Raw genomic sequence first — 13101 nt, forward strand, 5'->3', positions numbered from 1 at the left:
CTTTTTCATGATGACTTTATTCCTTTGCAGCAGCTTCCAGCAGCGAAGTGAGCAGTGCCCAGCATTCGGTGACGGCTTCGAGTTCGACGCGTTCATCCGGCGAGTGAGCGCCACGGATGGAGGGGCCAAATGACACCATGTCGAGGTGTGGGTACTTACTGGCGATAATCCCGCATTCAAGCCCGGCGTGAATGACTTTGACGTGAGGCTCGCAGCCTAAAAGCGCCTTATGTTGCGCATTGAACAGCGCCAGCATGGCGCCGTCAGGGTCTGGCACCCAGCCGGGGTAGCTGTTTTCTGCCTTGACCCGGGCGCCCATCAGGCCAAACAGGGCCCTGAAGCGGTCAATCATGGCGGTGGCAGCGCTGTCATGCAGCGAGCGCACCAGGGCGCACAGATGAAAGCGCCCGTCTTCCAGGCTGAGCACCCCCAGGTTGTTGGAGGTTTCCACCACACCGGGAACATCGGCACTCATTTTTTCCACCCCACAAGGCGCGGCGTGCAGAGTAGCCACCAGCATGGCGCTGGCATCATGACTCAGCGCTTCTCCATCCAGGTCAGTAGGTGCGGCTTTCAGGGTCACGCCAGGGTCGGCACTGCCCAGTTCACGCTTGAACACCTGTTCAAAGACTGCAACCTGTTCAAGAGCGTCATCCCAGGCGTCTTCGGGCAGGGCCAGGGTGGCAAAGGCTTCGCGGGGAATGGCATTGCGCAGGGTGCCGCCCTGATAGCTTTTCAGGCGGGCGCCGATTTCATCGAGTTCCCGCAGCACGCGCATCATCAGGCGGTTGGCATTGCCCAGCGGCTGGTGAATATCCATCCCTGAGTGGCCACCTTGCAGACCGGTCAGGGCAATGGCCAGTCCACACTCATCATCACGCAGCGGCGCGCCGGGCAGTTGAGCATCCACCACTACATCGCTGCCCCCGGCACAGCCAATATACACATCGCCGCGTTCTTCACTGTCCAGGTTGATCAGCCGCTGGCCGGTGAGCCAATCGGGCGCCAGGTTCAACGCACCGCCCATGGAGGTTTCCTCTTCCAGGGTGAAGAGCGCTTCCAGAGGGCCGTGCACCAGCTGGGTATCTTCGAGCACCGCCAGTATAGCGGCTACGCCCAGGCCATTATCAGCCCCCAGGGTAGTGCCATCGGCATGTAGCCAGCCGTCCTTGACGTAGGTGCTGATCGGGTCGCGGCTGAAGTCGTGGTTATGCCCGGCGTTTGCCTGGGCCACCATGTCCAGATGGCCCTGGAGGATAACCCCCTTGGCGCCTTCGTGGCCGGGCGAGGCGGGTTTGCAGATGCGCAGATTGCCGAAGCTGTCGCGGTCATGGGCAAGCCCCAGCGAATCCGCCCAGGCTTCCAGCAGGGCGACCAGAGCCGCTTCTTCCCCAGAAGGGCGCGGCGTATTGCACAGGGTACGGAAATGGCGCCATACCGGCGCTGGCGTCAATGCTTCCAGATGTTCGTTCATAAACACTCATCGTGAGATTAGTCGCGCTACTTTACACGTCCCTGAGGCATCAGGAAATGTTTCGGGACGTGCTCAAAAACAGGATCAGACATCCTTCAGCACGGCCGCGACGGCCTTGCGTAGGGCCGCCACCGAGGCTTTATGACTGCTGGCCAGCGGTTGATTCTGCAACGCCCAGCGCGCGAGCCCCTGCAAATCAGCGTGCCTGCTTTTTTCAACCCCCTGCTGAGCCGCATGAATAGCCAAGGCCTGCAAGGCGCCACGTGCCAGGCGTGGGTCTCGGTGAGCAAAGGCCAGGTCACTGATGTCCTCAAGGTGGTGACGTTCCAGGGGCCTGCTCGGCATATCGGCCAGCAAGGGCACCACAACATCCCCCGGCAGCTCGGAAAGCTCAAACGCCAGCATGGCCAACAGGCCGTCATGCAAACGTTGGCGCAGGCTGGCAATTACCTGCGCACCGTGGGGGGTTAATGCCTTGGCCACCATCAACGCCACCTCGCCTGTGGTGGTATCTCTGGAAATGCCTAGCCTTACCGGCGTAAACCCGGCCGCCTGCCAGAAAGCCAGTAATCCTGCTTCGGCGCCAAAGGTGGCCCCACACAGCGCGCGGCCATCGCGGCGCGCCTGGTCAACACTGTGTGCCAGCAGGCAGCTGGCCACCCCCTGGCGGCGCACCTCAGGGTGGGTGGCAATCCGGGTGACCCGCCGCCAGCTTGCCGTCAGCGCTTCACGGCAGCCGGCATGGGCCGCCAGCGACTGGGCCAGCAGATGCCCCTGAGGGCGACGCTCTCCGCGGGCCACCTGCTCGGCCAGATCAGCAGGAAAGCCGCCTTCATCGCGGGTGACTACCACGCCGCGTGGTGCCGTGGGATCGCCCTGCAGACCCAGCTGGGTGGCCGGGCCATCGAGCAGCTGGCGAATGTCGCTGGGCGTGGTGCGGTAGTGAGACTGCACCAACAGCCCGAACAGCGCTTCAAGCGCCGCGTCATCGCGCCCCAGTGCCGCCTGGGAAAGCCACTGGAATTGGCGATTCGCCGAACAGGGCGGCAGGTCGGCCTTGAGTAACAGAAGCTGGTTGAGAGTCGCTTCCAATGGGTCGCCAGGGTTCCAGCGCACCGGGGTTTCAAGGCTGATGTTCCGCCACTGTGGTGCGTGGCGCTTAAGCTGGTCACGAAAGCGCAGCGCAAAACCTCGCCCGGAGCCCTCGTACCCATGCACAGTGGTCGCAAAGGCAATGCGTGGAAAAGCATTGAGCCAACGTCCTAGCAGCGCGGCGGGAATGGCGGCGGCTTCATCCACAAACAGGTAGCTGCCATCCCCGCCCAGCTCGCCCTGGGTCACCGCCTCGGTCAGTGCATCGGGGGCAATGAACTGCACGCGCTGGCCGCTGGCTAACTGCAGGCTGTGCGCTGACGGCCAGCTTGCCTCAGGATAAAGCGCGGCCAGCCGTTCGAACACCGGCTGAACCGCCCCGGGCCGCGGGGCGGTGATACACAAATGCGCGACACCCTTGGCCAACAGGCGTCCGCAGGCAATGCCCAGAGCAGCACTTTTGCCCCGCCCCCGATCGGCGGTGATCACCAGGGGACGACGGCGTTTGAGATTGACCAGCGCGGCCACCGTCTGGGCCTGGTCTTGGGTCAGGCAGTCCAGATCAGCGGGGAGCGGTGTCTGCGCGCTCATTTCTGGCAGGCGAGGAAGCTCGATATGCGAGTCAGTCAACCATCGAATCACCTTGTCGTCATTGGAAAGCAGCCGTTTCAAGCGTGCCAGATAATGTGCACTCAGCCCTTGATAAGCATGAGGATAATCAGCAATACGACGATAATCCGGGTCGGGGGCTGTTGCCCAGTCGTCCTGCGTCAACAGCACCAGCAGCCCACCGGCGACCACTGTGCCCGCCAGAGCACCTACAGCATCCGGATCAAACCCTTGCCGGGTATCAATAATGATCAACTGGTGCTCCTGGCCCAGGCGCGTACGTGCCTGCCCGGCATTGATCGCCGGCTGGCAGGGCGCCGCTTGCCCAACCCACAAGGGCGCCTGCCACTCCTTTGCCTGCCATAATGCCACTGCTCGTTGCTCGACATCGTCGCCCGCTAGCCACAACCATTGTCGCCAGCGATACCTCTCCAGGCGTTGGCAATGCATCAAGAGGTCGTCCAGCGCCATTATTCGAGCGTTCTGCGTTCGCATCTCGGCTGCCCCCTTGAATGGCGATTTTCTACAACTTTCGTGTGGATTTTTGACGCTTTTCAACGCTGACAACGCCTCAGTTTACCAATAAGTCGTGTTATTCCTAACCTACCGATCGGGCCATGCTAACAACAAAGGCAAGGCACCAACCCGGGGCCATGTGGCCGCATACAAGCCTCGCCAGGCCTTCGACGGATGGAAAAAAACACGGGATATCCGCTGCGCACAGGCAGGCAGCGCCCAGGCGATAGCGTGAGGCATTGTGGCACCGGCCGCTGTTCGACAAAATAAGCCGCTTACGTTAACGTTAACTTGCAATATTTTTTTGCAGTTGTATTTTCCTGCTAGAGGCAGTCTGAATGCTGGAGACAAGCGCCCTGATGCGTATCGGGGTCACCTCCAGCGGTGTCGTAAAACAACAGCTACAACGCCAACACATATCAGGAAGCTAACAATGATCAAGATGACCAAAATGACCCAGTTTACCGTCACTGGACTCGCTGCTGGCATCGCCATGGCGGCCATGGCGACAACCGCTCATGCACAACAGCAGTGGACAATGACCACCACCTGGCCGGACAACCTGGATCTGATCAAGATCGATCAGCACTGGGTTGATATGGTGAACCAGCTGGCCGGTGACGACCTACAGATCAACTTCCGCGCCGGTGGCACCCTGATGCCTGGCACCGAAGTGTTTGATGCCACCGAAACCGGCGCCATCCAGGCCGCAGGCGACTGGCCAGGTTACTGGGCAGGCCGCAGTCCGGCTTTTTCGCCACTGGCCACCACCACCAGCCTGTTCAACGGCGTCGACTACCTGAACTGGATTCAGCAATGGGGTGGCTTTGACCTCTACCAGGAAGTCTATGGCGACTACAACATGGTTTACCTGCCCTACGGGATCACCAACAATGAGTCGGGGTTCATGGGTAACACGCCGATCGAAAGCATTGCCGACCTGGAAGGCAAGCGCCTGCGCCTTTCCGGCCGTGACCAGGGCCGGGTACTGGAGATGCTGGGTGGCTCTCAGGTCACGCTGGCGGGTGGCGAAGTCTATCAGGCCATTGAGCGTGGTGTGATCGATGCCGGTGAGTTCTCGACGCCCGGCGTTGATTACAATGCGGGCTTCTCCGAGGTAGCGGATTACTGGTCAACACCGGGCTGGCACCAGTCAGCAAGTGTGTTCGGCGTCATGATCAACAAGGACGCCTGGGATGAACTGTCCGAAGAAACCCAGGACATCCTGAAGATTGCTTCTGAGGCTACCATGGCCTGGTCGCTGGCCTGGTCGGAGCGGACCTCCACGGATGCGACTGTCAAATTCCAGGAAGATGGTGTTGAAATCACCAGCCTTTCCGAGGAAGACCTGGCGGAAATCCAGGATGCCACCAATGAAGTGATCTTACGCGGTGCCTGCGAAGACCCGATGCATGCCAAGGTCTACCATTCCATGATCAGCTACATGGAACATTACGCCAACTGGCGCGATGTTACCGTGCCCTTCAACATGAGCCGCGAGATCGACAACCTGCCATCACTTGAAGAAATTGAAGCCTGCCTGTAGGGCTCAGGGTATCCGCTCCGGTCATCTCCGGGGCGGATACTTTTGTCTGGCTGCCCTTCTTGCCACTATTTTGGAGATCTCCCCAGATGCTTGCGATCGCAAAAGCCATTGATGCACTCAATGAGCTACTAGGGCGGATTATCGCGCCACTTGTGGCGATCATTACCATTATTGTTCTCTATGACATCGCCATGCGGTTTTTTCTTGGCCGCCCCAGCGACTGGGCCTTTGACGTTACCAAGATGCTGTTTGGCGCCCACTTCATGCTGATGGCGGCCTACGGCCTGCGCCATCACGCGCACGTCGAAGTTGACGTGCTTAAGCGTCTGCTGTCGCGCCGAAAGCAGGCAGTGCTTGAAATATTGGGTTATGCCATTTTCTTTGTGCCTTTTATCTGGCTGCTTATCACCTACGGCTGGCACTTCTTTGAGCGCTCTCTCAGCCGCGGTGAAACGACCTATGGCATGGTATCCATCCCTGTTTATCCTGTGAAAGGCGTGATCGTATTTGCCGCCGTACTGATTCTTCTTCAGGCGCTGGCCATCGTGTTACGGGCTATCACTGAGTTACGCAAGGAGACACCCGCATGAGCGCTGAAATGCTGACGCTGCTGATGTTCAGCGGCCTGCTGGTCGGGCTTTTCATGGGTCATCCGCTGGCTTTTGTACTGGGTGGGGTTGCCGTGATCGGGGCCTACTTTGGGCCGGGGGTCAATACGCTGGGTATTATCATCAACAATGTATATGGCAACGCCATGGATAATTATGTCCTGGTGGCCATTCCGCTGTTTATTCTGATGGCGCGCTTTCTGAACGACTCCGGTGTTACCGAGAAGATGTTTGATGCCATGCGCCTGCTACTCGCCAACCTGCGCGGCGGCCTGGCGCTGACCGTGGTGATTGTGTCTGTCCTTCTGGCGGCGACCACCGGCATAGTCGGGGCCTCGATTGCTGTCATGGGCATGATTGCTCTGGTGCCCATGCTGAAATACGGCTATAACAAGGAACTGAGTACCGGTGTCATTATGGCAAGCGGTTGTCTGGGCATCCTGATCCCACCCAGCATCATGCTGATCCTGATGGCCAGCTATTCACCGGTGTCTGTGGGGGCTCTGTTTGCCGGTGCCCTGGTGCCTGGCCTGATGTTAGGCGCCATGTATGCTCTCTATGTGCTGATTATCTGCTTTATCAAACCGTCCTATGGCCCCAGGGTACCCGCTCAGGAACGTGCCGAGGTGAGCACCAGGCAACTGCTGATCATGCTGGCCAAGTATGTCTTGCCCCCCATGTCACTGATTCTGGGGGTACTGGGGGCACTGTTTACCGGCGTCGCCACGGCGACAGAAGCCTCGGCTATCGGGGTATTCATTGCCTTTTTACTCTTCATGATTTTTGGCGACCGCAAGCTGTCCACCTGCTTTCATACGCTGATTTCAGCCAGCAAGACCACCACCATGGTGATGATGGTGCTGGTGGGTGCCACGGCCTTTACCGGGGTGTTCTCGATTGGCGGCGGTATGACGGTCATCAGTGAGCTGGTGTTATCAATGCCGGGTGGCACCGTGGGCGCTCTGCTATTGATGCTTTTCCTGGTCTTCATCCTGGGCATGTTTCTCGACTGGACCGGCATCGTGTTGCTGAGCTTCCCGATCATGCTGCCTATCATTGAGTCCATGGGCATTGATGTGCTGTGGTTTGTAGTGATGGTGGCTGTGGTCCTGCAAACCTCATTTTTGACCCCTCCCTTTGGCTACGCCCTGTTCTACCTCAAAGGCGTTGCTCCTCCAGGAGTGGAAATTGTTGATCTTTACAAGGCGGTCATCCCCTTTGTTGCCATCATTCTTTTCGCCTGCCTGTTGATGGCTTTCTTTCCTGGCCTTGTCACCGGATTACCCGCCCTCTTGCTGGGCCGGTAGTCACTGGCTTGAAAATAGCGTCACATAACGCCTGCGCTGTTCCAGCGCAGGCGTTTTTGTTTTGAACGATGAAGAGCCGCACACTAAAAATTGGTAAGACCAATATGGCTTCTATTTCAGACAAATAATCATGCATCAGCCACTGATTAGACAAGTCGCCCTTCAAACCCATATTGGTCAGACCAATAAAGGCTTTTTTCAGACGGTAAGCTCATCAAGAAAAACTTCAAAAGCACTATCTATTAGTCTAAAGCCTGCGCGTATGCGCCGGCTCGGGATAGCCCCCAAACGACGCAATATAACAACATTTAGCCTATATTCAGTGTATTTATAACGCTTTTAATCGGCGTTTTAGCGAAGATCGTTAAAAATCCGCTTATCTCAATACGGGCAACAAGTTGAATAGTGTTGAAAACGTCACTTGAGCGTCTGCATCGCTCGCTATAGCCTCATCAAGGCAGTTTAGGGCCTGTTGACGTTTCATCACGGCCGCGACATAGGTCCTTTTGGTGCAGAGCAAGGCGTGAGGAGCGTGGTTGGGTGGCTCCCAATCAGCGACGAACAACGCAGGGCTGTGCCAAAAGGACCCTGTCCCTTCGGGTTGCGCGCCAAAGAACGCCATGCGGCGTTGCGCCACTCGGTAAGGGCACCACCATTGCCGTCGTGTCGCGCCTTGCCTGACGCCCTTTGGCGCAGCAACGCGGTTCGCGATGAAACGTCAACAGGCCCTAGCCTGTATACACAATAATCAGTACAAGCGGAGAAAGGTTCATGAAAATTATGACCCGCACCACAGCATCAATGCGTTTCAAACTCGCCGGCACCGCCGCCGCGGTCATCATGGCGACGGGCACAATGGCAACCGCAGCCAACGCGCAGGAAAGTGTTCGTTGGCAGGTACCCATTGCGTTCCCCTCCAACCTCGTTGGCTTGAGCACGCCGGTTGTGCATCTTTCTGAAAGCCTTGAGGCTGTATCCGGCGGCAATATCAACCTGCGCTACTACGAGCCAGGTGAATTGATTCCTCCGTTTGAAATTCTTGATGCCGTATCTGAAGGCCAGTACCCGGCCGGTTTTACCTGGGTGGGCTATGACCAGGGCAGCATTCCATCATTGCCGCTATATTCGGGCGCACCGTTCGGTATGGAACCTTCCTCTTATCTGGCCTGGCACTATCACGGTGATGGCCACGAGCTGCTCAAGGAAATCTACGAACCCTACAATGTGCACCCGCTGCTTTGCAGCATGATCGGCCCGGAAGCCGCTGGCTGGTTTGCCGATCCGGTTGAATCGCTTGACCAGATGGATGGGCTGCGTATTCGCTTTGCGGGCATCGGTGGCCGCGTCATGGAGCGCCTGGGTGCGTCCGTTACCATGCTGCCGGGTGGCGAGCTTTACCAGGCCATGGAACGTGGCACCATCGACGCTACCGAGTTCTCGGCCCCTGCGGTTGACCGCATTCTGGGCATGCAGGAAATCGTCAATAACTATTTAATGCCAGGTTGGCACCAGACGTTTACAACGGCTCACCTCTTGATCAACAAGGATTCCTGGGAAGGCCTGGAAGATGCCACCCGCGCCCAGATCGAGATGGGCTGCCGCTCAGCCACCCTGTTCGGCCTGTCTGAAAGCGAGTGGGAAAACCCGCTGGCATTGCAGGGCTTCGTAGAAGAAGGGGTTAACGCTCAGGTTCTGCCGGAAGAAGTCCTCCAGGAACTGCGCTCTATCACATATGAAGTCCAGCAGGAGATCGCAGAGGAAGACGAAATGTTCCGTCGCGTCCTCGATAGCCAGCAGGACTGGATGCGTATCCACGGCGAGTGGCGCACCAAAGGCTATCTGCCGAAAGAATATTACCTGCCCGAGAACATCCAGCAGCTGGACTAACCATCTGTGACACCAATGGCCGGGGCATCATCACGATGCTCCGGCTTTGTGCATGCTCAGACACATGGGACTGATACTATGTCGACGCCATCCCAGGATACGTCAAAGACGTTTCCCACCAATGCATTAAGTTTCCGGCTGGATTCGATGATTGCCTTTACCGGCAAGCTGCTTTCCTGGCTGTGGGTTGTCACCATCGTGGTCGTCCTGACCAACGTGTTCAGCCGTTTTATACTCGGGCGCGGCTCCATCGCGCTTGAAGAGCTTTCCTGGCATTTTTTTGGTGCCACCATGATCATGACCCTTTCCTATGCCATTGTGACTGATGATCACGTCCGTGTGGATGTTCTGCGAGAACGCTTTTCGCTGCGTCTGATGGCGTGGGTGGAATTGCTGGGTATCACGCTTTTGATGTTGCCACTGATGTATTTCATTACCGAACAGTTGATTGAATACGCTTATCGCTCCTTTGAACAGGGCGAAGCCTCCCAGTCACCCAGTGGCTTGCCTTACCGCTTCATCCTTAAAAGCACCCTGCCCATCGGCATGATACTGATTAGCGTTGCTTTGGTGTCGCGCCTTCTGCGCTGTACCACCTATCTGTTCAAGTTTCCTCGGGAAATGCGGCCAACGCACCCGACCGACTTCCGCTAACGCCTGATACCGGGGATTAATATGGGTATTGAAGAACTTCTCGTTCTTGGCATGTTTGCCAGTTTCATGGGGCTTTTGCTACTGGGTTTTCCGGTTGCCTGGTCGCTTGCCGGTATCGGCTTTCTGTTCGCTGTCATCGGCCACGTTATGGTCGAGTATTTCGACGCCAACCTGTGGTTTACCTGGGGGGGCACCATTGGTGTTCTGAGCCAGCGCTTTTACGGGGTCGTGGCCAATGAGCTGATGGTGGCACTGCCGCTGTTTATCTTCATGGGCATTATGCTGGACCGCTCCGGCATTGCCGAACGCCTCATGGATTCGCTGGTGCGCGTTATGGGCGGCCTGCGCGGTGGCTATGCCGTTACCGTGGTGATTGTGGGTATTCTGCTGGCGGCTTCAACCGGTATCGTCGGCGCCTCGGTCGTCCTGCTGGGGATGCTCTCCATCGGCCCGATGCTCAAGGCCAACTATAATAAATCGCTGGCGGTCGGCACAGCCTGTTCGGTCGGCACCCTGGGGATACTTGTACCGCCCAGCATCATGCTGGTGCTGATGGCGGATCGTCTGGGCACCTCAGAAGCCTCTGTCGGGCGTTTGTTCATGGGCGCACTGATTCCTGGGGTAATGCTCGGCGTCATGTATATCGCCTTTATCCTGATTGCCGCTTATCTCAAGAAAGACCTGGCCCCTGCCCCCAAGGATCGTGAACCTCTCAATGCGCGCGCATTGTGGGAAGTACTGATTGCTGTGCTGCCCCCCATGGCGTTGATCGTGGCAGTCCTCGGCTCGATTTTTACCGGCTTTGCTACTACAACGGAAGCGTCAGCCGTCGGGGCACTGGGGGCCACCTTGCTGGCGCTTAGTAGCCGCCGCCTCAATTTCAACGTCATGTCCAGTGCGCTTTATCAGACGACCCGCACCACAGCATTCATTTTCGGTATTTTCATTGGTGCGACCGTTTTTGCTGCCGTGCTGCGTGGCCTGGGTGGCGATGATGTGATCCGCGATGCCGTCACCGGTTTGCCGTTCGGTACCGCTGGCATCGTGCTGACCATCCTGTTCGTCGTCTTCTTGCTGGGCTTCTTCCTTGACTGGGTGGAGATCACCCTGATTATTTTGCCACTGGTCGCCCCTGTGGTATTCAGCCTGGGCGTTGAACCGGTATGGTTTGCGATTCTGTTCGCCATTTGCCTTCAGACCTCGTTTATCACCCCACCGGTCGGGTTTGCGCTCTTTTATATCAAGGGCGTCTGTCCGCCCTCAATTCAGACCATGGACATTTATAAAGGCGTCGCTCCTTACGTATTGTTGCAGCTTCTCGGCCTGATGCTGGTGTTCTTCTTTGAACCGCTGGCCACCTGGTTACCCAACCTGGTTTACAGCAGATAAGAAACCGCTATTGTCTGCACTTAGCCCCTTGCCCAGCAAGGGGCTTTTTACTTTCCGGAATATATCGATGGTAGGCTGTAGAATGCTTGGTGGCGGCATGTCGCATGGATTTCACATCGTTAAGTCAGGTGCTAGATGGTATGATTAGCATTTGATACTGGTTCGCATCGCCATTGCGGGTGCCCGCAGAATCTCTTACTGCCATTAATCGCCAGGGACTTTTTTGACGCCCACCAGAATCCACGTCTAGCGTCATTGTGTTCGCTGAGTCCGCGATAGTGACAGGCAAATGCCGACCCGTTTCACATCTTTATACCTTTAAGGAGATAACAGTTGTCTCAGACTGCCGATCGTGGATTCGACTCGCTACTCAAACGTCTGGTTAGCCGGCTGAATGTCTGGTCATTGATTCTGTTTGGCATTGCTCTGGTGGTGGCGCTACCCGTTATCATCATTTTTGCGCATATTTTCATGCCAACCGACGGGATATGGCAGCACCTGGCCAGCACCGTGCTGCCCCGCTATCTGACCAATACCTTCTGGCTGGTGCTGTTTGTGGGCACCGGTACCCTGCTGATCGGGACCGGTACCGCCTGGTTGGTGGTCATGTGCCGCTTTCCGGGTAAACGTATTTTCGAGTGGGCGCTGCTACTGCCACTGGCTGTGCCCACCTACGTGATTGCCTATGCCTATACCGATTTTCTGCAGTTTGCCGGCCCGTTACAGAGTCTGCTGCGCGAAATGTTTGGCTGGGAGTACGGTGACTATTACTTCCCCAATATACGTTCACTGGGCGGTGCGGCCACCCTGATCACGCTGGTGCTATATCCTTACGTCTACCTGCTGGCGAGGGCGTCGTTCCTTGAACAGTCGGTGTGTGTGCTGGACGTAGGCAGAACACTGGGACGCGGCCCCTGGCACCTGTTTACCAGTGTGGCAGTGCCGCTTTCGCGCCCCGCTCTGGTCGGGGGTGTTTCCCTGGTGCTGATGGAAACCCTTAACGAGTTCGGTGCCGTGCAGTTCTTTGGCGTGGATACCTTTACCACCGGTATTTACCGCACCTGGTTTGGCATGGGAGAACCCACTGCGGCGGCCCAGTTGGCAGCCTGCCTGCTGGCATTTGTCATAACGCTGGTGCTGCTTGAGCGCTGGTCCCGCGGCAAGCGGCGCTACTTTCATACTACCAACCGCTACCAGCAACTGCCTGAATATGTATTGCACGGCTGGCGAGCGGCCGCGGCAGTGTTATTTTGTTTTGTGCCCGTATTGATTGGCTTTTTGCTGCCGAGCGGCATACTGCTCGAAATGGCCATTACGGACGGCGACAGTCTGCTGGGCACGCGCTTTTTAGAATTTGCCTTCAATAGCCTGATACTGGCCTCACTGGCAGCTGTTCTGGCCGTCGGCATGGCCATGCTACTTAGCTACGGCGTGCGCATTCACAACACGCCGTTTGCCCGTTTCAGCTCTCGCATAGCCGCCATGGGTTATGCCATTCCTGGCTCGGTGGTGGCCGTGGGTATTCTGATTCCCTTTGCCTGGCTGGATAACACCATCAACCTGTGGACCCGGGATACGTATGGCGTCATTATCGGGCTGATTTTCAGCGGGTCAGCTTTCATCCTGATCTACGCCTATGTGGTGCGCTTTCTGGCGGTGTCTTTCAATGCTGTGGAAGCCAGCCTGGGGAAGGTCACGCCCAGCATGGATGCCGCCTCCCGCACGCTTGGCCAGACAGCCGGCGGTACCCTGCGACACATACATACCCCACTGATGCGCAGCAGCCTGCTGGCGGCGGGTATTCTGGTGTTTGTGGATGTCATGAAAGAGTTGCCGGCCACTATCATATTGCGCCCGTTCAACTTCGACACCCTGGCGGTGCGCGCACACAACCTGGCCGCCGATGAACGCCTGGCAGAAGCCTCCACGTCCTCATTGGCCATTGTTGTCGTCGGGATTATTCCGGTGATTCTGCTCAGTATGGCCATGCGCCGTGCCCGCCCCGGAAGCGGGCACTAG

General features: G+C 57.3%; 9 protein-coding genes. 7 read left to right on the forward strand and 2 right to left on the reverse strand.

Features of this window, described 5'->3' with window-relative positions:
• Positions 1 to 16: 16 nt before the first annotated feature.
• A complete protein-coding gene (locus LL947_RS12475; RefSeq protein WP_499833383.1) occupies positions 17 to 1474 on the reverse strand; it encodes an aminoacyl-histidine dipeptidase in 1458 nt (485 codons plus the stop codon).
• An 84-nt stretch (positions 1475 to 1558) separates the two neighbouring features.
• Entirely contained in the window at positions 1559 to 3670 is a 2112-nt protein-coding gene (locus LL947_RS12480; protein WP_499833384.1) for a tRNA(Met) cytidine acetyltransferase TmcA, read from the reverse strand.
• 463 nt (positions 3671 to 4133) lie between these two features.
• Between LL947_RS12480 and dctP the strand changes: the two genes are divergently transcribed.
• The 7 genes from dctP to LL947_RS12515 all read left to right on the forward strand — a co-directional run bounded on the left by dctP (position 4134) and on the right by LL947_RS12515 (position 13101).
• Positions 4134 to 5237, forward strand: coding sequence for a TRAP transporter substrate-binding protein DctP (dctP, locus tag LL947_RS12485; RefSeq protein ID WP_499834429.1), 1104 nt, complete (start codon positions 4134 to 4136; stop codon positions 5235 to 5237).
• 86 nt (positions 5238 to 5323) lie between these two features.
• The gene (locus tag LL947_RS12490; protein WP_499833385.1) at positions 5324 to 5827 is read left to right on the forward strand and encodes a TRAP transporter small permease subunit; all 504 of its coding nucleotides are present in this window, start codon (positions 5324 to 5326) and stop codon (positions 5825 to 5827) included.
• A complete protein-coding gene (locus LL947_RS12495) occupies positions 5824 to 7152 on the forward strand; it encodes a TRAP transporter large permease (protein ID WP_499833387.1) in 1329 nt (442 codons plus the stop codon). Before LL947_RS12490 ends, LL947_RS12495 begins: the two co-directional genes overlap by 4 nt.
• 771 nt (positions 7153 to 7923) lie before the next feature.
• Entirely contained in the window at positions 7924 to 9039 is a 1116-nt protein-coding gene (locus LL947_RS12500; RefSeq protein ID WP_499833388.1) for a TRAP transporter substrate-binding protein, read from the forward strand.
• Between the two features lie 78 nt (positions 9040 to 9117).
• The gene (locus tag LL947_RS12505; protein ID WP_290823875.1) at positions 9118 to 9693 is read left to right on the forward strand and encodes a TRAP transporter small permease subunit; all 576 of its coding nucleotides are present in this window, start codon (positions 9118 to 9120) and stop codon (positions 9691 to 9693) included.
• 21 nt (positions 9694 to 9714) lie between these two features.
• Complete coding sequence (locus tag LL947_RS12510; protein WP_404414331.1) at positions 9715 to 11082, forward strand: TRAP transporter large permease; 1368 nt, start codon at positions 9715 to 9717, stop codon at positions 11080 to 11082.
• 333 nt (positions 11083 to 11415) lie between these two features.
• Entirely contained in the window at positions 11416 to 13101 is a 1686-nt protein-coding gene (locus tag LL947_RS12515; RefSeq protein ID WP_499833390.1) for an ABC transporter permease, read from the forward strand.

It is taken from the genome of Halomonas sp. BLK-85 (genome assembly GCF_044792155.1).
GTDB lineage: Bacteria > Pseudomonadota > Gammaproteobacteria > Pseudomonadales > Halomonadaceae > Vreelandella.